Origin of the sequence: Conexibacter arvalis (assembly GCF_014199525.1) — a bacterium.
GTDB lineage: Bacteria > Actinomycetota > Thermoleophilia > Solirubrobacterales > Solirubrobacteraceae > Conexibacter > Conexibacter arvalis.
The window spans coordinates 57,420-79,450 of sequence record NZ_JACHNU010000001.1 but is presented as its reverse complement, the minus strand read 5'-3'; the positions used below and the strand labels follow the sequence as shown (position 1 = coordinate 79,450).

At 73.1% G+C, this 22,031-nt stretch carries 26 protein-coding genes; 21 read left to right on the top strand and 5 right to left on the bottom strand.

Features of this window, described 5'->3' with window-relative positions:
- Positions 1-60: 60 nt before the first annotated feature.
- The 17 genes from BDZ31_RS00425 to BDZ31_RS00345 all read left to right on the top strand — a co-directional run bounded on the left by BDZ31_RS00425 (position 61) and on the right by BDZ31_RS00345 (position 15,084).
- Positions 61-1,197 carry an acyl-CoA dehydrogenase family protein gene (locus BDZ31_RS00425; protein ID WP_183337908.1) on the top strand — a complete coding sequence of 379 codons (1,137 nt, stop codon included), beginning with the start codon at positions 61-63 and terminating at the stop codon, positions 1,195-1,197.
- 10 nt (positions 1,198-1,207) lie between these two features.
- Entirely contained in the window at positions 1,208-2,203 is a 996-nt protein-coding gene (locus BDZ31_RS00420) for an acyl-CoA dehydrogenase family protein (protein WP_183337907.1), read from the top strand.
- Positions 2,204-2,211: 8 nt separating this feature from the next.
- Entirely contained in the window at positions 2,212-3,240 is a 1,029-nt protein-coding gene (locus BDZ31_RS00415) for an LLM class F420-dependent oxidoreductase (RefSeq protein ID WP_183340888.1), read from the top strand.
- 28 nt (positions 3,241-3,268) lie between these two features.
- Positions 3,269-4,030, top strand: a complete 762-nt coding sequence (locus tag BDZ31_RS00410) for an SDR family NAD(P)-dependent oxidoreductase (RefSeq protein ID WP_183337905.1) — start codon at positions 3,269-3,271, stop codon at positions 4,028-4,030.
- The gene (locus BDZ31_RS00405; RefSeq protein WP_183337903.1) at positions 4,030-5,409 is read left to right on the top strand and encodes an alpha-L-fucosidase; all 1,380 of its coding nucleotides are present in this window, start codon (positions 4,030-4,032) and stop codon (positions 5,407-5,409) included. Before BDZ31_RS00410 ends, BDZ31_RS00405 begins: the two co-directional genes overlap by 1 nt.
- Positions 5,410-5,515: 106 nt before the next feature.
- Positions 5,516-6,310 carry an SDR family NAD(P)-dependent oxidoreductase gene (locus BDZ31_RS00400; RefSeq protein ID WP_183337901.1) on the top strand — a complete coding sequence of 265 codons (795 nt, stop codon included), beginning with the start codon at positions 5,516-5,518 and terminating at the stop codon, positions 6,308-6,310.
- Positions 6,311-6,385: 75 nt separating this feature from the next.
- Complete coding sequence (locus BDZ31_RS00395; RefSeq protein WP_183337899.1) at positions 6,386-7,381, top strand: thiamine pyrophosphate-dependent dehydrogenase E1 component subunit alpha; 996 nt, start codon at positions 6,386-6,388, stop codon at positions 7,379-7,381.
- Positions 7,378-8,355 carry an alpha-ketoacid dehydrogenase subunit beta gene (locus BDZ31_RS00390; protein WP_183337897.1) on the top strand — a complete coding sequence of 326 codons (978 nt, stop codon included), beginning with the start codon at positions 7,378-7,380 and terminating at the stop codon, positions 8,353-8,355. Before BDZ31_RS00395 ends, BDZ31_RS00390 begins: the two co-directional genes overlap by 4 nt.
- The gene (locus BDZ31_RS00385) at positions 8,355-8,636 is read left to right on the top strand and encodes a muconolactone Delta-isomerase (protein WP_183337895.1); all 282 of its coding nucleotides are present in this window, start codon (positions 8,355-8,357) and stop codon (positions 8,634-8,636) included. Before BDZ31_RS00390 ends, BDZ31_RS00385 begins: the two co-directional genes overlap by 1 nt.
- Positions 8,637-8,672: 36 nt before the next feature.
- Positions 8,673-9,143, top strand: a complete 471-nt coding sequence (locus BDZ31_RS00380) for a VOC family protein (protein ID WP_183337893.1) — start codon at positions 8,673-8,675, stop codon at positions 9,141-9,143.
- Entirely contained in the window at positions 9,140-10,327 is a 1,188-nt protein-coding gene (locus BDZ31_RS00375) for a mandelate racemase/muconate lactonizing enzyme family protein (RefSeq protein ID WP_183337891.1), read from the top strand. Before BDZ31_RS00380 ends, BDZ31_RS00375 begins: the two co-directional genes overlap by 4 nt.
- Positions 10,312-10,533 carry a type II toxin-antitoxin system VapB family antitoxin gene (gene vapB / locus BDZ31_RS00370; protein ID WP_183337889.1) on the top strand — a complete coding sequence of 74 codons (222 nt, stop codon included), beginning with the start codon at positions 10,312-10,314 and terminating at the stop codon, positions 10,531-10,533. The genes BDZ31_RS00375 and vapB overlap by 16 nt, the downstream gene beginning before the upstream one ends.
- The gene (locus tag BDZ31_RS00365; RefSeq protein WP_183337887.1) at positions 10,530-10,955 is read left to right on the top strand and encodes a PIN domain-containing protein; all 426 of its coding nucleotides are present in this window, start codon (positions 10,530-10,532) and stop codon (positions 10,953-10,955) included. The genes vapB and BDZ31_RS00365 overlap by 4 nt, the downstream gene beginning before the upstream one ends.
- Positions 10,956-11,017: 62 nt before the next feature.
- Positions 11,018-11,797 (top strand): IclR family transcriptional regulator, encoded by a 780-nt coding sequence (locus tag BDZ31_RS00360; RefSeq protein WP_183337885.1) that lies wholly within the window; start codon positions 11,018-11,020, stop codon positions 11,795-11,797.
- 255 nt (positions 11,798-12,052) lie between these two features.
- Positions 12,053-13,216: a hypothetical protein gene (locus BDZ31_RS25710; RefSeq protein WP_183337883.1), complete on the top strand. Its 1,164-nt coding sequence runs from the start codon at positions 12,053-12,055 to the stop codon at positions 13,214-13,216.
- Positions 13,217-13,218: 2 nt separating this feature from the next.
- Entirely contained in the window at positions 13,219-14,283 is a 1,065-nt protein-coding gene (locus tag BDZ31_RS25705; protein ID WP_183337881.1) for an ABC transporter permease subunit, read from the top strand.
- Positions 14,284-15,084: an ATP-binding cassette domain-containing protein gene (locus BDZ31_RS00345; protein ID WP_183337879.1), complete on the top strand. Its 801-nt coding sequence runs from the start codon at positions 14,284-14,286 to the stop codon at positions 15,082-15,084.
- Here BDZ31_RS00345 and BDZ31_RS00340 read toward each other — a convergent pair.
- Entirely contained in the window at positions 15,077-15,967 is an 891-nt protein-coding gene (locus BDZ31_RS00340; protein ID WP_183337877.1) for an amidohydrolase family protein, read from the bottom strand. The genes BDZ31_RS00345 and BDZ31_RS00340 overlap by 8 nt on opposite strands.
- Positions 15,964-16,785 (bottom strand): SDR family NAD(P)-dependent oxidoreductase, encoded by an 822-nt coding sequence (locus BDZ31_RS00335; protein WP_183337875.1) that lies wholly within the window; start codon positions 16,783-16,785, stop codon positions 15,964-15,966. Before BDZ31_RS00335 ends, BDZ31_RS00340 begins: the two co-directional genes overlap by 4 nt.
- A 156-nt stretch (positions 16,786-16,941) precedes the next feature.
- On the opposite strand from BDZ31_RS00335, the gene BDZ31_RS00330 reads away from it, so the two are divergent.
- The gene (locus tag BDZ31_RS00330) at positions 16,942-17,109 is read left to right on the top strand and encodes a hypothetical protein (RefSeq protein ID WP_183337873.1); all 168 of its coding nucleotides are present in this window, start codon (positions 16,942-16,944) and stop codon (positions 17,107-17,109) included.
- 90 nt (positions 17,110-17,199) lie between these two features.
- Here BDZ31_RS00330 and BDZ31_RS00325 read toward each other — a convergent pair whose 3' ends face one another.
- Positions 17,200-17,871 (bottom strand): TetR family transcriptional regulator, encoded by a 672-nt coding sequence (locus tag BDZ31_RS00325; RefSeq protein ID WP_183337871.1) that lies wholly within the window; start codon positions 17,869-17,871, stop codon positions 17,200-17,202.
- Positions 17,872-17,972: 101 nt separating this feature from the next.
- On the opposite strand from BDZ31_RS00325, the gene BDZ31_RS00320 reads away from it, so the two are divergent.
- A complete protein-coding gene (locus BDZ31_RS00320; protein WP_183337869.1) occupies positions 17,973-18,371 on the top strand; it encodes an SgcJ/EcaC family oxidoreductase in 399 nt (132 codons plus the stop codon).
- 26 nt (positions 18,372-18,397) lie between these two features.
- Here the strand turns inward: BDZ31_RS00320 and BDZ31_RS00315 are convergent, their stop codons facing one another.
- Complete coding sequence (locus BDZ31_RS00315) at positions 18,398-18,994, bottom strand: TetR/AcrR family transcriptional regulator (protein WP_183337860.1); 597 nt, start codon at positions 18,992-18,994, stop codon at positions 18,398-18,400.
- 27 nt (positions 18,995-19,021) lie between these two features.
- On the opposite strand from BDZ31_RS00315, the gene BDZ31_RS00310 reads away from it, so the two are divergent.
- Complete coding sequence (locus BDZ31_RS00310) at positions 19,022-19,477, top strand: SRPBCC family protein (RefSeq protein WP_183337858.1); 456 nt, start codon at positions 19,022-19,024, stop codon at positions 19,475-19,477.
- 45 nt (positions 19,478-19,522) lie between these two features.
- Here the strand turns inward: BDZ31_RS00310 and BDZ31_RS00305 are convergent, their stop codons facing one another.
- Positions 19,523-20,176 (bottom strand): hypothetical protein, encoded by a 654-nt coding sequence (locus BDZ31_RS00305; RefSeq protein WP_183337856.1) that lies wholly within the window; start codon positions 20,174-20,176, stop codon positions 19,523-19,525.
- Positions 20,177-20,493: 317 nt separating this feature from the next.
- Here BDZ31_RS00305 and BDZ31_RS00300 point away from each other — a divergent pair, with 317 nt between their 5' ends.
- Positions 20,494-22,029, top strand: a complete 1,536-nt coding sequence (locus BDZ31_RS00300; RefSeq protein ID WP_183337854.1) for an NAD(P)/FAD-dependent oxidoreductase — start codon at positions 20,494-20,496, stop codon at positions 22,027-22,029.
- Positions 22,030-22,031 lie beyond the last annotated feature (2 nt).

Sequence of the window (22,031 nt, the reverse complement as noted above, 5' to 3'; positions counted from 1 at the left end):
CGAAAAGTGTACGGTCGTTAACCTTGATCCCTGTTCCCCCGATCAGGAGCTGCAGGAGCGATGGACCTGACGTTCGACGAGCACGAGGCCGCCTTCCGCGACGAGCTGCGTGCGTGGCTGGAGGTCAACCGGCCGGGCCCCGAGCCGGCCGGCGAGGACGCCAGGTGGGCGTGGCGCATGGACTGGCACCGGCGCCTCGCGAGCGGTCGCTGGGCCGGCGTGCACTGGCCCGTCGAGTACGGCGGTCGCGGCGCGACCTACACGCAGTCGGCGATCTTCTTCGAGGAGCTGGGCCGTGCCGGCGCGCCGCTGCCGGGCGACGCGCTCGGCCTGCTGCTGGCCGGCCCGACGCTGATGGCGTGGGGCAGCGAGGAGCTCAGACAGCGCCTGCTGCCGACGATCCTCGCCGGCAGCGAGCCGTGGTGCCAGGGCTTCTCCGAGCCGGACGCCGGCTCCGACCTCGCCGCGCTGCGCACCAAGGCGACGCGCGACGGCGACGAGTGGGTGATCGAGGGGCAGAAGGTCTGGACCTCCAACGCGCAGTACGCGAAGTGGTGCATGCTGATCGCGCGCACCGGCAGCGACTCGCCCAAGAAGCACCACGGCCTCACCTACTTCGTGATGGACATGGAGCAACCCGGACTGCAGATCCGGCCGCTGCGCCAGATCACCGGCGAGTCGGAGTTCAACGAGCTGTTCATCGAGGGCGCGCGGGTCCCGCACGACCACGTCGTCGGCGGCGTCGGCAACGGCTGGAAGGTGACGCTCACGACGTTGATGAACGAGCGTGCCGGCCTCGGCTTCTTCCTGCAGGTGCGGTTGCGCCAGCAGGTCGACGCGCTCGCCGCCGAGGCGGCGGCGCGCGGCCTGCTCGACGACCCGCGCGTCGCCGACCGGCTCGGCGACCTGCACATGCGCGCCGAGGCGATCCGCCTGACCGCCTACCGCGGCCTGACGTCGACCGAGAAGCACGGTCAGCCCGGGCCGGAGGGCTCGGTCACGAAGTGGATGTGGTCGGAGGCCAGCCAGGAGCTGGCGCAGCTGGCGGTCGACGTGCTCGGCCCCGACGCGCTCGTGGAGGGGACGGCGTGGGCGCACGAGCTGCTGCGCTCGCGCGGCAACTCGATCGAGGGGGGCACGACCGAGGTGCTCAAGAACATCGTCGCCGAGCGGGTGCTCGGCCTGCCGCGACGCTGAGGAGCCTGCGATGCACTTCGACTTCACCGACGACCAGCACGAGATCAAGCGCACCGCGCGCGACCTGCTCGCGAGCCGCTCGCCGTTCGCGCGCGTGCGCGAGGCGGCGGAGGGCGGCGAGCGCGACGAGGCGCTGTGGCGCGAGCTGTGCGAGCTGGGCTGGCCGGGGATCGCGGTCTCCGAGCGCCACGGCGGCCACGGGCTCGGCAGCGTCGAGCTGGGCGTCCTGCTCGAGGAGCTCGGCTACGCATGCGCGGTCACGCCGCTGCTGGGGACCGTCCTGGCGGCGCTCGCGATCGAGCACGGCGGCTCCGACGCCCAGCGCGAGCGCTGGCTGCCGCGGCTCTCGAGCGGCGAGCTGACCGGCGCGCTCGGCCGCGCCGGCGGCGTCGTCGCCGACGCGCCCGGCGCCGGCGTGATCGTGCTGCTCGACGACGCGGGCGGAGGCCGGCTGCTCGCCGGCGACGAGGCGGAGGTCGAGGCGACCGTCACGATCGACCCGACGCGCGCCTACGGACGGGTCGCCGGCGGCGGCGAGCCGCTGGGCGGCGACGTCGCGGCCGCGCGCGACCGCGCGACCGTCGCCGTCGCCGCGGAGCTGGTCGGCATCTGCCAGCGGGCGCTTGAGCTGACGACCGCCTACGTCAAGGAGCGCCGCCAGTTCGACACGCCGATCGGCGCCTTCCAGGCGATCTCGCACCGCTGCGCGGAGATGCTCAAGCAGACCGAGCAGGCGCGCTCGGCGACCTACTTCGCGGCGTGGGCGGCCGACGCGGCGCCCGAGCGGCTGGCCGAGGGCGCCGCGATGGCGATGGCCGCCGCCGGCGACGCCGGTCGCACGGTGACGGCGTCGGCGATCCAGGCCCACGGCGGGATCGGCTTCACGTGGGAGGCCGACGTCCACTGGCTCTACAAGCGGGCTCAGCTCGACGCGCAGCTGCTCGGCGGCCCCGGGCACCAGCGCGCGCAGCTGGCGCGGATGCTGGCGGCGCGGGTGGCGGCATGACGCGCGCGCTGAGACTCGGCCTCCACACCGGCCTCTGGACCAGCGGGCCGCCGGCCGGCGCGCCGGAGGCGATCGCCGCCGCCGACGCGCTCGGCCTCGACTCGATCTGGACCGCGGAGGCCTACGGCTCCGACGGGCTCACGCCGCTCGCGTGGTGGGGACCGGCGACGAGGCGGATCCGGCTCGGGACCGGCATCGCGCAGCTCTCGGCGCGCCAGCCGACCGCGACCGCGATGGCCGCCATGACGCTCGACCATCTCTCGGGCGGGCGCTTCGTGCTCGGCGTCGGCGTGTCGGGACCGCAGGTGGTGGAGGGCTGGTACGGCATGCCGTTCGCCAAGCCGCTCGCGCGCACGCGCGAGTACCTGGGGATCGTGCGCGACGTGTGGGCGCGCGAGGGCCCGGTCGCCAACGACGGCCCCGCGTACCCGCTGCCGCTGCCGGGCGGGACCGGCCTCGGCAAGCCGCTGAAGTCGTCGCTGCGCCCGCTGCGGCGCGACATCCCGATCTACCTCGGCGCCGAGGGTCCGAAGAACGTCGCGCTCGCCGCCGAGCTGTGCGACGGATGGTTCGCGATGCTGTTCGCGCCCGGGCACGAGCGGCTCTACCGCGACGCGCTGGAGGAGGGCTTCGCCCGGCCCGATGCGCGCCGCTCGCTCGACGACTTCGAGATCTGCGCGACGGTCCCGTTCGTCGTCGACGACGACGTCGAGCGCGCGGTCGACTCGCTGCGGCCCTACTACGCGCTGTACTTCGGCGGCATGGGCGCGAAGGGCAGGAACTTCCACGCCGACGTCGCGATCCGGATGGGCTACGAGGCGATGGTGAGGGAGGTCGCCGACCTCTATCTCGCCGGCCGCAAGGACGAGGCCGGCGCGGCGATCCCGCGCAGGCTGATCGAGCAGCTGGCGCTGGTCGGGCCGCCCGACAAGATCCGCCACGACCTCGAGGCGTGGCGCGAGTCGATCGTCACGACGCTGCTGATCAGCGGCGACGCGGCCACGGTCCGCACCGCGGCCGAGCTGGTGCTCGGGTAGGCGATGACAGACAGACAGGAGTGAGCAGATGCAGGTGGAGGGAGCGGGCGCCGTCGTCTTCGGCGGCGCGTCCGGACTGGGGGAGGCGACGGCGCGACGGCTGGCCGCCGACGGCGCGCGGGTGGTCGTCGCCGACCTCGCGCTGGAGCGGGCGCAGGAGCTGGCGCGGGAGATCGGCGGCGTCGCCGTGCGCGCCGACGTGACCGACCCGGCGTCGACCGGCGCCGCCGTCGAGGTCGCCGCGCAGGCGGACCGCGGCCTGCGCGTCGCGGTGCTGTGCGCCGGGCGCGGAGACGGCGCCAAGCTCGTCGGCCGCGAGGGGCCGACGCCGCTGGAGGCGTTCGCCGCCGTGATCGAGGTCAACCTGCTCGGCACGATCAACGCGCTGCGGCTGGCCGCGGGCGAGATGGCGGGCAACGCGCCCGAGGCGGGCGGCGAGCGCGGCGTCTGCGTCTGCACCGCGTCGGTGGCGGCGTTCGACGGTCAGATCGGGCAGGTCGCCTACGCGGCCTCCAAGGGCGGCGTGGCGGCGCTGACGCTGCCGGTCGCGCGCGAGCTCGCGCGCAGCGGCGTGCGCGTCGCGACGATCGCGCCCGGGCTGTTCGACACGCCGATGATCGCCCCGCTGCCGCAGGAGGCGCGCGACGCGCTGACCTCGGCGGTGCCGTTCCCGTCGCGGCTGGGACAGCCGCAGGAGTACGCGAGCCTGGTCGCGCACGTCGTCGACAATCCGATGCTCAACGGCGAGGTCATCCGCCTCGACGGCGGGCTGCGGATGGCCCCGCGCTGATGGCCGCCGCCGAGCCGCCCGCGGGCCCGCCGCTGCCGAGCTGGTACGACGACGCCAAGCTCGGGATCTTCATCCATTGGAACGCGGCCGCGATCCCCGCGTTTGCGCCGCTGACCGCGCCCGACCTCACGTTCGATCCGCAGACGCCGCTGTGGCGCCAGCGCCAGCAGTGGCGGCTGATGCCGTACGCGGAGATGTACGAGAACGCGATGCTCGTGCCCGGCAGCGAGACGCAGCGCTTCCACGCCGAGACCTACGGCGAGCGCAGCTACGCGGCGTTCGCGGAGGAGTTCCGCACGCGCTCGATCCCGGCCTGGGAGGCCGAGCCGTGGGCCGAGCTGTTCGCGAGCGCCGGCGCCCGCTACGTCGTGCTGACGACGAAGACCGAGGACGGCTTCCTGCTGTGGCCCAGCGACCGCCCGCACCCCCGCAAGCCGGCGTGGCAGAGCGAGCGCGACGTCGTCGGCGAGCTGGCGGGCGCCGTGCGCGCCGCCGGCATGCGCTTCGGCACGTACTACTGCGGCGGTCTCGACTGGTCGTTCGGCGGCCTCCCGATCGTCGACACCGCCTCGATGCACGCTGCGCTGAGAGCGGCGCCCGGCTACCCCGAGTACGCGCGTGCGCACTGGGACGAGCTGGTCGACCGCTACGCGCCGAGCGTGCTGTGGAACGACTACTGCGCCGTCGCGATGCCCGAGCTGGAGGGGTTCCTCGACGCCTACCGCCGGCGCGTGCCCGACGGCGTCGTCAACGACCGCTTCGACATCCCGCGCCAGTCCGACGGCAGGCTGCACGCCGACTTCGTCACGCTCGAGTACGCGGAGGTCGACGGGCCGGCGGACAGGAAGTGGGAGGCCTGCCGCGGCATCGGCACCTCGTTCGGCTACAACCGCCTGGAGGACGACCGCACCTACCTCGACGCCGCCGCGCTCGTGCACCTGCTCGCCGACGTGGTCGCCGGCGGCGGCAACCTGCTGCTCAACGTCGGCCCGGACGGGGCGGGGCGGATCCCGCCGGCGCAGGCCGAGCGCCTGCGCGCGCTGGGCGCCTGGCTGGCCGTCAACGGCGAGGCGATCCACGGCACGCGCCGCTGGCAGCGTGCCCGCGGCGTCACCAACGAGGGCGTCGGCGTGCGCTACACCCGCTCGGCCGACGCGGTCCACGCGATCGTCCTGGGGCCGACGCGGCGCGCGGCCGTCGACCTCGACGTCGAGCTGGCGCCCGGCGCGCAGGTCACCCGGGCCGGCGGCGGCGGCCCGCTCGCGTGGACCCGCTCGCCGCACGGGACGTGCGTCGAGCTGCCGGCGGCGCAGCGCGAGGAGGCGGGCTTCTCGCTGCGGATCGCGCCGGCCGGGGCGGTCGCGGATGCGACCGCCTGAGCGGCGGCGGGCGGGCATGGAGTTCAAATGCTGAAACTGATTCAGCAATATTGAATGCTAGCCTTGGCGCGCCGGAGGCGTCAAGACGACGAACGGGAGGAAGGCGATGACTCTGACCACCGACGGCGGGGCGATCGACCCTGCACTGGCCGTCGTAACGGGCGCGGCCTCGGGGGTGGGGCGCGCGGCGGCCGAGGCGCTGGTCGCGCGCGGGACCGCGGTGGTCGCGGTCGACCTGGGCGCGGCGTCCGCCGGCCTCGACGGCGCCGGCGTCGACTGGGTGCGGGGCGACGTCGCCGAGGACGCGACCTGGGAGGCGGTCGCGGCGGCCTGCGCGCGGTGCGATCCGCGCGGCCCGGGGGCCCTCGTCGCCTGTGCCGGCACGATCGTCGTGCGTCCCTTCCTGGAGACCGGGCTCGACGACTTCCGCCGCCTCTTCGAGGTCAACGTGCTCGGCGTCGTGCGCGGGATGCAGGCGCTCCTGCCGGGCATGGTCGCGCGCGGCGGCGGCGCCGTGGCGGTCGTCTGCAGCGTCGACTCGTTCATCGTCGAGCAGGAGATGAGCGCGTACGCCACCTCCAAGGCGGCGCTGTTGCACGCGGTTCGCTCGGCGGCGCTGGAGCACGCGCGCGACGGCGTGCGGATCAACGCCGTCTGCCCCGGCGCGATCGAGACGCCGCTGCTGCAGCGGCACTTCGACCAGCTCGAGGACCCGGCGGCGGCGCGCGCCGCGATGGCGCGGCGCACGCCGGTCGGACGGATCCTGGAGCCGCGGGAGGTCGCGGAGGCGCTCTGCTTCCTCGTCGGCCCGGGGGCGTCGGGCCTGTCGGGCGCGGCGATCACGGTCGACGGCGGCCTCACCACGGCCGCGGAGTACGACCACCCGCCGCGCGCCGCTTGACACCCGTGCCGGCACCGTGGGAATCTTTCATTCTGTTGGCATCTATTTCACAGTCTGAAACGATTGGCAGGTCCGATGAGGCTTGACACGACGTCGTCGTCGGCCGTGGTCGAAGGCGACCCGACCGACGACGAGCTGCTGGGCATGCTGCGGCGGATGATCGAGATCCGCGGCTTCGAGGACGAGATCCAGCGCGCCTTCACGAAGAACCTCGTACGCGGCTCGACGCACCTCTGCAACGGCCAGGAGGCCTGCGCGGTCGGCGCGTGCAGCGCGCTGCGCCCGGGCGACTCGATGGTCTGCACCTACCGCGGGCACGGCGCCGTGCTGGCGATGGGCGCGTCGCTGGAGCGCACCTTCGCCGAGATCCTTGGCCGCGAGACCGGCCTCTGCCGCGGCAAGGGCGGCTCGATGCACCTGACCGACGTCGAGGTCGGCGCCTACGGGTCGTTCGCGATCGTCGGCGCGCACCTGCCGATCGCGACCGGGCTGGCGCTGGCCGCCAGGCTCGACCGCACCGAGGCCGTCAGCCTCTGCTTCTTCGGCGACGGCTCGACCAACATCGGCGCCGTCCACGAGGCGCTCAACCTCGCGGGCATCTGGAGGCTGCCGGTCGTCTTCTTCTGCGAGAACAACCTCTACGGCGAGTACTCGCCGCTGCCGAGCACGACGCCGGTCGAGCAGCTCGCCGACCGCGCCGCCGGCTACGGCATGCCCGGCGTGCGCGTCGACGGCAACGACGTCGTCGCCGTGCGCCGCGTCGTCGCCGAGGCGGTCGCGCGCGCCCGCGCGGGCGAGGGGCCGACCTTCGTCGAGGGCCTCACGTACCGCCATCGCGGACACTCGCGCACCGACCCGGCGAAGTACCGCCCCGCGGGCGAGCTCGAGCGCTGGCTGGAGCACGACCCGATCCCGCGGCTGGAGGCGCTGCTGGCCGAGCGCGGCGTCGCCGCGGCGGCGATCGCGCAGGCGCGCGCCGACGCCGAGTCCGCCGTCGCGGAGGGCTACGCCGCGGCGCTGGCCGCCTCGGCCCCCGCAGTCGAGCTGATCCACGAGGACGTGTACGCATGAGCGAGGTCACCTACAAGGAGGCGATCCGGCGGGCGATGGAGGACGCGCTCGCCGAGGACGATCGCGTCTTCATGATCGGCGAGGACATCGCCGCGGCCGGCGGCGCGTTCAAGGCGACGGAGGGGCTGTGGGAGCGCTTCGGCGGCGAGCGCGTGCTCGACACGCCGATCTCCGAGCAGGCGATCGTCGGCGCTTCGATCGGCGCGGCGCTCAAGGGCCGGCGCCCGGTCGCGGAGCTGATGTTCGCCGACTTCGCGGGCGTCTGCTTCGACCAGATCGCCAATCAGCTCGCCAAGTACCGCTACATGACCGGCGGCCAGGTGACGCTGCCCGTCACGATCCGCCTCGCCAACGGCGCCGGCGCCGGCTTCGCCTCCCAGCACTCGCAGACGGTCGAGAACTGGTTCCTCAACTGCCCCGGGCTGAAGATCGTCGTGCCCGGGTCGGTCGCCGACGCCTACGCGCTGTTCCGCGCCGCGGTCCGCGACGAGGACCCGGTGCTGTTCTTCGAGCACAAGGGCATGTACAACGCGAAGGGCTCGCTGACCGACGACGCGCCGCCGGTCGAGATCGGCAGGGCGGCGGTGATCCGCAGCGGCGAGCACGTCACGGTCGTGGCGACGCAGCTGATGCGCCAGCGGGCCGAGCGGGCCGCGCAGGCGCTCGCGGCCGAGGGCGTCGAGGTCGAGCTGGTCGACCCGCGCACGGTCCTGCCGATCGACTTCGAGACGATCGGCGCCAGCGTCGACCGGACCGCGCACCTCGTCGTCGTGCAGGAGTCGCCGCTGGCCGGCAGCTGGGGCGCGACGGTCGCGGCGCGCGTCGTCGCCGACCGCTTCGAGTCGCTCGACGCCCCGCCGCTGCTGATCAGCGCTCCCGACACGCCGGTCCCGTATGCCGGCGGCCTCGAGGAGGCGTGGCTTCCGAGCGAGCAGCGGATCGCGGACGAGATCCGCGGCCTGCTGGCGGGCTGATGGAGTTCCTCGTCCGGATCGACGTCGCGCTGCCGCCGGAGCTGCCGGCGGCGCGGCGCGCCGAGCTGCTGGCGGCCGAGCGCGAGCACGGGCTCGCGCTCCGCCGCAGCGGAGCGATCGAGCGGATCTGGCGCCTGCCCGGCGGCCTGCGCAACGTCGGCGTCTGGGTCGCCGACGACGCCACGCAGCTGCACGAGCTGATCTGCGGCCTGCCGCTGCACCCGTGGGCGCAGATCGAGGTCACGGCGCTCGCGACCCACCCGCTGGAAGCCGGCGGCTGACGCCGCCGCCGTTTTCGTTCACGAGAGAAGAGGCGCATGCACTTCACCGGTCTCGACCACGTCGGCTTCACGGTCTCAGACCTCGACCGCTCGATCGCCTGGTACGGCGAGCTGCTCGGCACCGAGCCGACAGTGCGCAAGATCTGGGAGCGGCCGTACCTGGGGCGGATCGTCGGCTACCCCGGCTGCCGGATCGACGTCGCCGTGCTGCCGCTGCCGGGCACGTTCCTGGAGCTGATCCAGTACCTCGACCCGCCGCCGCAGACGGGCTCGATGGAGACGTTCACCGTCGGCAACGGGCACCTCTGCCTGATCACGGAGGACCTCGCGGCCGACTACGCGCGGCTGCGCGGCCGCGCTGAGTTCCGCTCCCCGGAGCCGGTGCGGGTCGAATGGGGGCCCTACGAGGGCGGCTACATCTGCTATCTGCGCGATCCGGACGGGATCACGGTCGAGCTGGTGCAGCTGCCGCCGGGCGGCCCGGCGTTCGCGGAGGCGGCGGCATGAGCGCGCCGGAGCACGTCGTCGCGCGCGTCGAGGCGTTCCCGCTCGTCTACGCCGAGCCGCACTACCGCGGCGCCGAGCGCTGCGTCACGCTCGTGCGGATCGAGACCGACACCGGCGCGGTCGGCTGGGGCGAGGCGATCTCGCAGCTGCCCCCGGCGACGCTGGCGACACGGCTGCTCGTGGAGCAGGCGTTCGCGCCGCTGGTGATCGGCGGCGACGCGACCGAGGTCGAGGCGCACTGGCACGCGATGTGCAGACACGCGTATTGGTTCGGCGTGGAGGGGATCGCGGCCTTCGCGATCAGCGCGATCGACATGGCGCTCTGGGATCTGAAGGGCAAGCTGCTGGGCCAGCCGGTCGCGTCGCTGCTGGGCGGCCGGCTGCGGCGGGAGCTGCCCGCGATGGGGTCGATCATCTTCGACATGGACGACCTCGACTGGACGCTCGCGGAGTTCCAGTCGATGCGCGACCAGGGCTACCGGATCGTGAAGGCCGGTTGGGGCATGACGCTCGACTCGGTCTTCGGCACCGACCGCGCGCGCGACCTGCGCTACCTGACGGAGGTGCGGGGGGTGATCGGGGACGAGCTGTCGCTCGTCGTCGACGTGCCCGGCGCGCAGCGCGTCTGGGACCTGCAGACGGCGCAGCGGCGCCTGCGCGAGTGGGAGCAGTTCGACCTGCGCTGGGTCGAGCAGCCGCTGCATCCGGCCGAGCTGGAGCTGCACCGGCGCCTGCGCGCCGCGACGGTGACGCCGGTCGGCACCGGCGAGGACGAGTGGGGGCCGGAGTCCTACCGCCACGTGATCGCCTCCGGCGGGGTCGACGTGCTGCAGCTGGACCCCGGGCGCTGCCTCGGCCTGACCGGCTGCCGCGAGGTCGTGCGCCAGGTCGAGGCGGCCGGCATCAGGTACTCGATGCACAGCTGGAGCGGCGCGCTCAACACGGCCGCCAGCCTGCACGTGCTGGCGCTCTCCGAGCACGGCGACACGCTCGACTTCAAGCCGCACCCGTCGCCGATGCAGCACGACGTCGTGGCCGACCCATGGGTGCAGCGCGACGGCCTGCTGGCGCTGCGCGACGCGCCGGGGCTCGGGGTCGAGATCGAGGAGGCCGCGCTGGGTCGCTTCGCGCTCGGGCGACGGAGATATCGCCTGATATCCTCGGGCGCATGCCAGACGTGCTGATTCGGGACGTGCCCGCGGAGGACCTCGCGCGGATCGACGCGCTCGCCGCGGCGCTCAGGCTCTCGCGGACTGAGTATTTGCGGCGACGCCTCCATCAGGTGGCGTCCCGTCCGTCGGCGCCGGTGACGTCAGACGATCTGCGGCGGTTCGCCGCTCGCTTCTCCGATCTCGACGACCCGGACGTCATGCGCAGAGCCTGGTCGTGAGCGAGACGACCGAGCCGCCGGGCTGGTTGATCGACAAGTCCGCGCTGGTGCGGCTGGGACGCAGCCCGGACAGCGAGTCGTGGGCCGGTCGGATCGAGCGGGGGCTGGTGCGCATCGCCACGGTCACGTTGCTCGAAGTCGGCTACTCGGCGCGAGACGCCGACGATCTTCGCGCGGGGCTGCGCCAGCCGCCCGTCGCGTCGATGCCCGTCGAGTACATGGCGCCCGCTTCGGAGGATCGTGCCGTCGAGGTCCTCGGGTTGCTCGCCGACCGCGGCCAACATCGTGCGCCGTCGGTGCCCGACCTGCTCATCGCAGCGATCGCCGAGCGCGCTGGTCTGACCCTCCTGCATCAGGACAAGGACTTCGACCTGATCGCGGAGATCACCGGCCAACCGACCGAACGGCTCAGCGGGGCTTGACCGCAGTCCGGCCCCGATGCGGTGGCGCGGCGATCCACGATGGCGATGTATCGTTTCACCATATGAAGAACGGTGGGGAGGGCGAAGGCACTCGGATCCAGTCCGTCGCGCGCGCCTCGCAGCTGCTGCTGTGGGTCGCCCAGCAGGCGCACGGCGCGACGGCGAAGGAGATCGCCGAGGCGCGCGGGCTGGCGCTGCCGACGGCCTACCACCTGGTCAACACGCTGGTCGACGAGGGCCTGCTGACCAAGGACGCCCGCCGCCGCTACGTGCTCGGTCGCAACGCGGCGATCCTCGCGCAGGCCTATCTGCGCGGCAAGTCGGTCTCCGAGGGGCTGCTCGCCGGGCTGCGCGAGCTGGCGCGGCGCACCGGCGAGACCGTCTACCTGGCCGACTGGGGCGAGTACGACATCCGCGTGCTGGCCTCCGTGGAGAGCAGCCACATCGTGCGCGTCGCCGAGGTCGCCAGCGGCCCCTACGCCGACGGTCACGCCCGCGCCAACGGGAAGGTGCTGCTCGCGTACGCCTGGCCGGAGGTCCGCCAGGCGTACCTGCGCAGCCATCCGCTGACGGCGCTGACGCCGAACACGATCGTCGAGCCCGACGCGCTGGAGGCCGAGCTCAGACGGATCCGCCGGCGCGGCTACGGCATGGACCTGGAGGAGTACGCGCTCGGCGTCTCCTGCGTCGCGGCGCCGCTGCTGCAGAGCGACCTCATCATCGCCGCCTACGGCGTCTCGGTGCCGACGGACCGCTTCAAGAAGCGGCGCGCCGAGCTGACCGAGCAGCTGCTCGACGTCGTCGCGCAGGTCGCCGCCGGCGACCTCGCCACCGGCGCCTGAACGAGCGACCGGCGCCTGAACGAGCGACCGGGCCGGGCGCCGACCGCCGCCCGCCCGCCGCATCGCACCGCACGGTGTCCAGCGGCGCTCGGCCGCGCCGCGCCCGCGCGCCTTGACAGGCCCCGCGCCCTCGGTTAGCTTGATTTCGGAATCTGGAGGAGATTTCAGATCGTGAAATGAAGCGGTGTCGGCGCGGGGCGGCGCCCACCGGATCCGAGATCCGGGCCAGCGGCTCGGGCGACCTCAGGAGGCATGGTGCGTCAATCGAAGTTCGCGTCGATCGCGCTCTGCGCCGCCGCCCTTGGGCTGGGCGCGTGCGGCAGCAGCGGCGGCGACGACGGAGGCGGCGGCGAGGCCGCGTCTGCCGGCGACTACGGAACAGGGCTCGAGCTTGGCACGAGAGTGCTGTCGAGCGCCAAGGTCGGCGCCGCGGTCGCGCCCTGGTACCGCTGGAACAACGCCAGCTGCGGCTTCGAGGTCGCCGAGGACCATCCGTCCGAGTACAGGGCCGACGTCCGCGAGGTCACCGGCGGCGACGCGAAGATCGGCTACATGCACTACGGCAACACCGACCCCTTCGGGATCGACAACTCGAGAAGCATCGAGCGCGTCGCCAAGGAGGCCGGCATGGAGCTCGACGTCTACAACCTCAGATATCCGTCGCGAACGGAGCCCAACAACGCCGCCAACTCGGCGATCGTCAAGCGCAACAGGGGCCTGATCCAGGCCAACCTCGACGTCAGCCTCCTGCCCGGCTTCCACGACATCGTCGAGGGCGAGGGCTGCATGCCGTCGATCCAGCTCTACGTCGCGATCGAGGGCCGGCCCGCGATGGGCAACCACTGGCCCGACGTCGGCACCGAGATCGGCGAGTTCGTCGCGACGAGCGCGAGAGAGCGCGGCTGGTCTCCGCGCGAGACGGCGCTGGTGCAGTGCACCGACCCCGACAACGGGCCGTCGGTCAACGCGATGTTCGAGACCGTCAAGAGAGCGGTCGCCGACAGCGACTTCGGACTGGCGCCCGGGGACGTCCACGACATCGTCTGCAAGCAGTCGGAGTCCCAGTCGGGCTACAAGAGAGTGACCGACTGGCTGACCGCGCACCCGCAGTACAGACACGTCGCGTTCACCGCGATCGACTCGATCCGGATGCAGGAGATGATCCGCGCGATCGGCGAGAGCGACCTCGCCGACGCCGACACGCTGACGGCCGCCGGCGCCGACGACGAGTCGTCGCGCCGCAGCGTGCGCGCCGGCACCCAGGACATGTCGGTCGCGTTCTTCGGCGAGAGATTCGGCGAGTACGCGATCCCGATGCTCCAGGACCTGATGGCCGGCAACGCCGTGCCGTCGTTCCTCGGCACCGAGCTGGTGCAGCTGACGAGGGACACGATCGACGACTACTACCCGGGCGGTTAGCCGTGCCGACCGAGACCACCGAGCAGACGACCGGGAGAGCCGCCCGCGCGGCGGCCGCCTCGGTCGGGACCGTCAACCTCGGCGACGGCAGAGAGAGCACCGCCGCGCGCGTGCGCGGCGTGCTGTTGCGGCCGCACTACGCGCTGCCGTTCGTGACGCTGCTGCTGTTCCTGTACCTGACGTTCGCCAACGAGTACTTCTTCAGCGAGCGCAACCTGCTCAACATCACGTCGGCGATGGCCGTCGTCGGGATCGCGGCGGCGTTCGCGACGATCGTCGTGATCAGCGGCGGCATCGACCTCTCGCCGGTCGTGATCTTCATCATGGCCGGGATCGTCGCGCAGGCGACGCTGTCGGCCGGCGTGCCGGTCGTGCCGGCGGTCCTGCTGGGCGTCGCCGCCGGCGGCGCGATCGGCCTGCTCAACGGGCTGCTGATCGCGGTCGGCAACCTCAATCCGTTCATCGTCACGCTCGGGACCAACTTCCTCTTCACCGGGCTGGCGTTCGTGCTGACCGAGGGCGACGCGCTCGTGATCGACAACGAGGCCTTCCGCGAGATCGGCACCTCGCGGCTGATCGGCAACGTGCCGACGCCGACGCTGATCATGCTGGGGACCTTCCTCGTCGCCTTCTGCATCCTGCGCTTCACGCGCTTCGGCGTGCACGTCTTCGCGATCGGCGGCGACGCGGACGCAGCGCGGCTCTCGGGCGTGCCGGTCACGCGCGTCAAGACGCTCGTCTACGTCGCCGCGGGGCTCGCGGCCGGCGTCGCCGGCGTCGTCGTCTGCGCGTCGTCGGGCTCGGTCGCGCCGTTCCAGGCGGCCGGGCAGAACGACCTGCTGACGATCCTCGCCGCGGTGATCATCGGCGGCACGGCGCTGGAGGGCGGTCGCGGCACGGTCGTCGGCACGCTGGTCGGCCTGCTGCTGCTGGGCATCATCGCCAACGGACTGGTCCTGCAGGACGTCTCCAGCTTCTGGCAGCCGGTCGTCGTCGGCGGGGCGCTGCTGATCGCGATCATCCTCGACGAGGCGCGCCGGCGGGCTGCGCTGAAGGTGGTGAAGTAGATGGCTGCGACGCAGGCGGAGACGCCGCTGATCGAGGCCCGCGGGCTGCGCAAGCGCTACGGGTCGATCGTCGCGACCGACGGTGTCGACTTCGACATCATGCGCGGCGAGATCGTCGCGATCGTCGGCGACAACGGCGCCGGCAAGTCGACGCTGATCAAGATGATCTCCGGCGCCGTCACGCCGGACGAGGGCGAGATCCGCATCGACGGGGTGCCGGTCTCGATCCGGTCGCCGATCGAGGCGCGGGCGCACGGCGTCGAGACGGTCTTCCAGGACCTCGCGATGCCGCCCAACCTCGACGTCGTCACCAACATCTACCTCGGCCGCGAGCCGATGCGCAGAGGTCCGCTGCGGCTGTTCGGCGCGGTCGACAAGAAGGCGATGCGCAAGGAGGCGGCGGCCCACCTCTCGGACCTCTCGATCAACATCCCGAGGCTGTACGGATCGCCGGTGTCGGCGCTCTCGGGCGGTCAGCGGCAGAGCGTCGCGATCGCCCGCGCGATGGTGTGGGCGTCGAAGCTCGTCATCATGGACGAGCCGACCGCCGCACTCGGCGTCGCGCAGTCGGCGAAGGTGCTCGAGATCGTCAGACAGGTCCGCGACCGCGGCATCTCGGTCGCGATCATCAGCCACATCCTGCCGCACGTGCTCGACATCGCCGACCGCGTGATCGTGCTGCGGCACGGCAGGAAGGTCGCCGAGCTGCCGACGAGCGAGCTCGACGAGCACAAGCTGATCGAGCTGATCGTCGGCGTGCGCTCGGCGCAGCCCGCGGCGTCGAGGGCTGCGGTCAGCTGATGCCGAAGACCCGGTTGGCGGTGCCGCCGAAGAGGGCGGCCCGCTCGCCGGGGGTGAAGTCGGCGACGATCTCGGCGTAGGCGTCGAGCAGGTCGCCGAAGCCGCTGTAGAGGCGGTCGACCGGCCAGTTGCTGCCGAAGAACGCGCGCTCGACGCCGAACTCCTCGACGCACGCGAGCACCCACGGGCGCAGCGAGTCGACCGTCCAGCGGTGGTCGACCTGGCCCAGCCCTGAGATCTTGACGACCGTGCTCGGCACCTGCGCGAGCGTGCGCAGGCCGTCGCGCCACTGCGCGAAGTAGGCCGCGTCGCGTCGGAGGGGCATCAGCGCGTGGTCGACGCAGTAGGTGACGCCGGGATGGCGGGCGGCGATCGCCGCGGCGGCGCCGGCCTGCTCGAGCGCCGGCGCGTCGCAGCAGACGAGACCGTGCTCGCCCAGGAGCGCGAAGCCCTGCTCCCACTGCGGGTCGGTGAGGTAGTCGTCCTCGCGCAGGTCGCGGATGCCGCGGAAGATCGGGTACGCGCGGTGGCGCTCGAGCAGCGCGCCGACCTCCGGGTCGGCGAGGTCGGCGTAGCCGATCGCGGCGTGGGGGATGCCGAGGCGGTCGTGGAAGGCCTGCAGCCAGCGGGTCTCCTCGGCCGGGTCCTCGCTGCCGATCGCGCACTGCACGTGGATCACGCGGGCGACGTCGTGCAGCCGCGTCTCGCCGACGTAGTCGTCGGCCCAGTAGCGCTCCGAGCGGACCGCGCCGTACTCGCCGAGCACGGCGGTCTCGGCGGGATCGCCGCCCGGCGGCAGCCAGTCGAAGCGCAGTCGCGGGTGCGTCATGTCGAAGAAGTGGACGTGCGTGTCGGTGAACGGCGGCCGGTCGGCTCGGGTCATGCCTGCGCTCCCGGCATCGCGTTGAGGCCCGCGCCGCCGTCGACGTCGAGCGCGACGCCGGTCACGAAGCTCGCGGCGTCGGAGACGAAGAAGCGCACCGCGTCGGCGACGTCGGCCTCCGTCCCGGCACGCGCGAGCGGGAACTGGCGCGCGATGTCGTCGAGCACCTCCTGCTCGCTGCGCTCCGTGGCGGCCGTCTTGAACGCCATCACCTGCCGGCCCATCTCCGTGCCGGGCGTGCTGACGGGGCAGATCGCGTTGACGGTGACGTGCGGCGCGAGCTCGCCCGCGAGCGACTGCGTCAGGCCGACGAGGCCGAACTTCGAGGCGGAGTAGGCGTGCAGGAGCGGCACGCCGCGGCGGCCGGCGTCGGAGCTGATCATCACGATCCGCCCGCGTCCGCTGGCCGTCAGCGCCGGCGCCGCCGCCTGGCAGCAGAGGAAGGCGCCCTTGAGATTGACGTCGAGCGTGCGGTCCCAGTCGTCCTCGCTGACGTCGGCCAGCGGCTTGATGTGGATCACGCCGGCGCAGACCACGAGCGTGTCGAGCCCGCCGAGCGCGTCGATCGCGTCGCCCACCGCGGCAGCGACCGCGGCCGGCCGGCGGACGTCGGCGGCGACGGCGACGACCGGCGCCGCCGACGGCTCGTGCGCGCGCGCGGCCGCGGTCAGCTCGGCGGCGGCCGCGTCGAGCCTGTCGCCGGGCAGGTCGAGCAGCGCGACGCGGAGGCGGTCCGCGACCAGCCTGCGCGCCGTCTCGAGCCCGATCCCCGACGCTCCGCCCGTCACCAGTGCCGCGCGCTCCGTCGCCATCCGCATCGATCGCCTCCTTGCCGCCCAGGCTGGACGCCACCGTCAGCCTGGAGCTCGCTTTCAAAATACTGCTTGCGAGTTTCATCATATGGACCACGCTGAAGACGGTCAACGGAGCGGGCGGCATGCCCGGCGCGGGCCTCGGCTCACCTGCGAGGGGGCGTGCCCGGCACGACCGACCACGGCGAGGTGCGGAGAGCGCTCGCCGCGATGAGAACGTTCGAGGGCGCGCAGGGCAGACTGACGATCACCGAGGACGGTGACGCCCGCGGCCCCGGCGGCGTCGTCGTGACCAGAGGCGGCGAGCTCTTCGGCTACGAAGGCAGATAGGCCGACGGGCAGGACGACGGCCGCGAGCGTCCGCTCGCGGCCGTCAGCCCCGCGTCGCTGTGAGGTGGAGTGTCGTCGCGGGCGCTGGGCTCAGCGCGCGGGGCGGTACTCGACCATCTCCCAGCGCGCTGTCAGCAGCCGTTCGGCTGGGCGCGGGCCGGGCAGCGGGGTGGCGGCGGGCTCGCGCAGTCCGTCGAGGACGATCGCGACGAGGCGCCGGCGGGCGTGGGCGGCGGCGTCGCGCAGGTCGTCGCGACCTTGCTGCGCCAGCTGCTCGATCAGCGGCGATCGGCTCATCTGCTCGATCAGCAGCGAGACGTCCACCGCCGTGACGTCGGCCCGCAGCTCGCCGGCCGACCGGGCGCGGGCGATGATCGCCTCGACCGCCTCGTCTGACCGCCGGGCGGCCGCGGCGGCGCGCGGGGTGAGCTCGACGGTGCCGGCGAGCGGTCCGAGCGTGCCCGGTCCGAAGCCGACGGCCGCGGCGAAGTAGTGGGCGAACCCCTCCCAGGGGTCCTCGTGCGCGAGTCCCTCCTGGGCGATCCGGTCCCACTCCTCGTTGGCGACCTCGAGGAGGTGCTCGAACAGCTTCTCCTTGCTGGGCCAGCGGCGATAGAGGCTCCCCACGCCGACGCCCGCGTCCGCAGCGATCGCCGCCACCGACGCGCGTGCGCCGTCGCGCGCGATCACGGCGCGCGCCGCGCGCAGCAGGGCACGGTCGTTGCGCTGGGCGTCGGAGCGGCGAGAGCGGCGATCGGGCACGGCGGCGAGCGTACCGGATGCGGAGCGAAGCGCTCCGCTATGCTTCGAACTATCCGGAGCGAAACGCTCCGGATAGGTCAACCGCCGCAAAGGAGCCACGCATGTCGACCACCGCCGAACAGCAGCAGGCCGTCGAGGCGATCGTCCGCGAGGCCGACCGCCTGCAGAGCGACGTAGAGGGCTTCGTCGCCCTGCTGACCGACGACGCCGCGATCGTCAACTTCGTCGGCCGCCGCGTCGCCGGCCGCAAGCAGATACGCAAGGTGATGGGCAGGGCCCTCGCGTCACCGCTGGCGCAGGTGCGCACCCGCACCGAGATCGTCGACGTCCGCTTCCCGGCGCCCGGCGTCGCGCTCGTCAACGCCGTCAAGCACGTCTCCGACGGGCGCTCCGACGCCGAGCCGCTGGGCGCCGACCGCGGCAACATGACCTTCGTGCTCGTCGAGCGGGACGGCGTTTGGAAGATCGCGCTGGCGCAGACCACCCCGATCGTGGCCTGACGCGCGGGGCGCGGGAGCCTCGGCGCTCAGGCGCCGGTCTGCGAGCCGCCGGGCGCCGGCGGCAGGGCGGCCGTGGCGAGCGCGATCCACGCCTCCATCGCGGCGGTCGTGCCGTCGCGGTCGCCGGTCGCGAGCAGGTCGAGCAGCAGCCCGCGTGTGACCGCGACGCCGAGTCGCGCGTTCGCGCGCGCGGCGTCCGGCTCCATGCCGCGCGCGATTCCGATCTGCGCGAGCGGCTCGAGCCAGTCGTCGACGATCCCGTCGAGCAGCTCGGTCGTGCCGGGCCGGCCCTGCAGCGCCTGGCCGTAGAGCTCGAAGAAGAGGCGCTCGTTCGGCCACAGCGAGGGATCGGAGAGGTGTCGCCAGAAGGCGCGCGCCGCCTCGGCCGGGTCGGCTGATCGGTCGGGGATCAGCTCCCGCAGGACGGCCCGCTGTCGCGCCTCGACGGCGCGGACGACCTCGACCCAGAGGCCCTCCTTCGAGCCGAAGTGGTGGATCAGCATGCGGTGGCTGGTCCCGATCGCCGCCGCCAGCTCGCGCAGCGAGAGGTCGCTCAGCCCGCGCTCGGCGATGTGCGCGATCGCGCGCTCCAGCAGGCGATCCCGAGCGTCGTTGCGCGCCATCGAGCAGACTGTACCATCTGGTACATCATGCCTGCTCCCGTGATGGTCTCGATCGACGTCCCCCAGGCGCGCCCGGACGTCTTCGCCTTCCTCGACGTGATGGCCAATCACGAGCCGTTCACGAACCACATGCTGGTCGACTGGTCCTACGCCGGCCCCGATCGCGGGGTTGGCTCGAAGGCGCACGTGCAGTCGAAGGCCGGCGGGCGCAAGCCGCCGGTCGAGATCGAGGTCGTCGAGGCGCAGCCGCCGCGGCGGATCGTCGAGCGCAACGTCAGCGCCGGCGGCCGCCGCGTCGGCGAGGGCGTCTACGAGCTGAGCGAGCTGCCGGACGGCGGCACGCGGATCGCGTTCACGTACTCCTGGCGACGGGCCCCGTTCGCCGATCGTGCCCTCGCCCCGCTCGTGCGGGCCGCCCTGCGCCGCGGCAACCAGCGCGCGATGGAGCGGCTCGCCGAGCAGCTCCCGGCTCGCGGCGGCTGACCCGCGGCCGCGTCGCGGAACGGACCGTCCCGCGACGCTGACCATCTATCTCTGGGACGCGGTGTACGCCCTGTTTAGCGTGTACGTGCCGCGCTTCTCGAGGCGGTCGCCGTTGACGACGACTCCGAGGCAGGCGGCGTTCGCGACCGTCAGCGTTTGCTTCGGTAGTGGTAGGACGATGAATTGATCGAGCGGCGTCACCGCCTGCGTTATCGGTAGCGCCTGCGGCGGGAATAGCTTCCCGAGCGTGAAGCTGCCCGACACGGTGAACGAGCACACCCCCGGAGGCGCTGAGGTGAAGCGAAGCCCACCGGCCGGGATCGTGAAATCTAGGCCGACTAGCAGCATTCTGTCGGGAGTCTCTAGTAGCTCGCCGACGACCTGCAGCGTCCACTGGGCAGGATTGGTCGCCGTCATGGGAATGCCGGCAGGACCGACGCAGTTGTTGTAGACGGCGTTGCCGACGGCGACCGTGCCGGAGCCGTTCGCGATCACGTCCTTGGTGATCGAGGACGGCTGGCAGGTTATGACGACGCCAGTTCCTAGCGTCGTGAACGACACCGGCCCGACCGACGCGGCGACAGACTGCCCGGCCGGGTTGACGTTGAGTGGTATTAGTGCGGCCGACGCCGTCGCGGCGCCGGCAGCGAGCATCACGACGGCCGCCAGCAGCGTGGCGAGTCGCGTGGGAATGGACATGGCTTGCTCCTCGGTCGGTTCCGGCGCGGCGGGTCCGCCGCGCCGCGTTACGGCAGCAGTCCGGGCCACGCACCCCCTTGCTTCGACTCCCATGATCTCCCCCGGGTCTGCCGGAGGTAGCATTTTACGAATTAGAAGTGCTATGTGGGTGCCGAGATCCGCCCCGCCGGCACAGCCGCGGCAGCATCCTCGAACGCGAGATCGCCTGCGAGTCGCCCGGCTGGGTCAGCGCGCCTGGCGTCGCTTCGACCGCGCCCGCCCGAGCCAGCCCCAGCCGTCGGCGTCGCACCGCGCGCCACGCGGCAACCCGTCGCTGAATGCGCGAACCGGAGCGACAGGGCGTCGCAACTCGGCGGCCGCGCCTTCGCGGGCGCGCTCGCGCGGGGTACGGTCGCACGATCAGCTCTCCCTGGCCGACGACACCTCCCAGCGCCGCCGATCGCGCGCGCTACGCCGACGCCTCGCCGACCCCGTACTGGCTCGACGCGCTCCCGGACCGCCCGCCGCAGCCGCCGCTCGCCGGCCCGGCCGAGACCGACCTCTGCATCGTCGGCGGCGGCTTCACCGGCCTCTGGGCCGCGCTGCACGCCAAGCGCGCCGATCCGGCGCGCGACGTGCTGCTGCTGGAGGCGGCGACGATCGCGTGGGGCGCCAGCGGCCGCAACGGCGGCTTCGTCTCCTCCTCGCTGACGCACGGCATCGACAACGGGGCCGCGCGCTTCCCCGACGAGATCGAGCTGCTGGAGCGGCTCGGGCTGGAGAGCTTCGCCGGCATGCGCGACGACCTCCGCGCGCACGGGATCGACTGCGCGTGGGAGGAGCCGGGCGAGCTGACGCTGGCGCAGGAGCCGCACGAGCTGGCGTGGCTGGAGGAGGCGGCCGCGCAGGCCCGCCGCTTCGGCCACGCGGTCGAGCTGCTCGACGCCGCGGAGGTCGCACGCGAGGTGCGCTCGCCGCTCTACCTCGGCGGGCTGCTGCAGCGCAGCGGCGCGGCGCTCGTCGACCCGGCGCGACTGGCCGCCGGGCTGCTCGACGCGGCGTTGCGGGCCGGCGTGCGCGTGCACGAGCACAGCGCCGCGCTCGGCCTCCAGCGCGACGGCGGCGGTGGCGCCGGCGCGGGCGGCGCGGGCGTGACCATCGCGACGGCCGGCGGGCGCGTGCGCGCGCGCAAGGTGCTGCTCGGCACCAGCGCCTTCCCGCCGCTGCTCAGGCGTCTCGGGCATTACATCGCCCCGGTCTACGACTACGTGCTCGTGACCGAGCCGCTGAGCGCGGAGCAGATCGAGGCGATCGGGTGGCGCGGGCGGCAGGGTCTTGCCGACTGCGCCAACCAGTTCCACTACTACCGCCTGACCGCCGACGACCGCATCCTGTTCGGCGGCTACGACGCCGTCTATCGCTACGGCGGCCCCGTCTCGACGGTCCACGACGACGCCGGCGAGGAGACCTTCGCGACGCTCTCCCAGCACCTCGTCACGATCTTCCCGGCGCTCGAGGGGATCCGCTTCACCCATCGCTGGGGCGGCGCGATCGACACATGCAGCCGCTTCTTCCCGTTCTTCGGCACCGCCCTCGGCGGCGACGTGGCGTACGCGGTCGGCTACACCGGCCTCGGCGTCGGCGCCACGCGCTTCGGCGCGCAGGTCGCGCTCGACCTGCTCGACGGCCGCGAGACGGAGGCGACGCGCACCCGCTACGTGCGCACGAAGCCGCTGCCGTTCCCGCCCGAGCCGCTGCGCAGCGCCGCGATCCAGCTGACCCGCAACCGCCTCGCCGCCGCCGACCGCAACGGCGGCAGACGCGGCCTCTGGCTCAGGACGCTCGACCGCTTCGGACTCGGATTCGACTCGTGAGG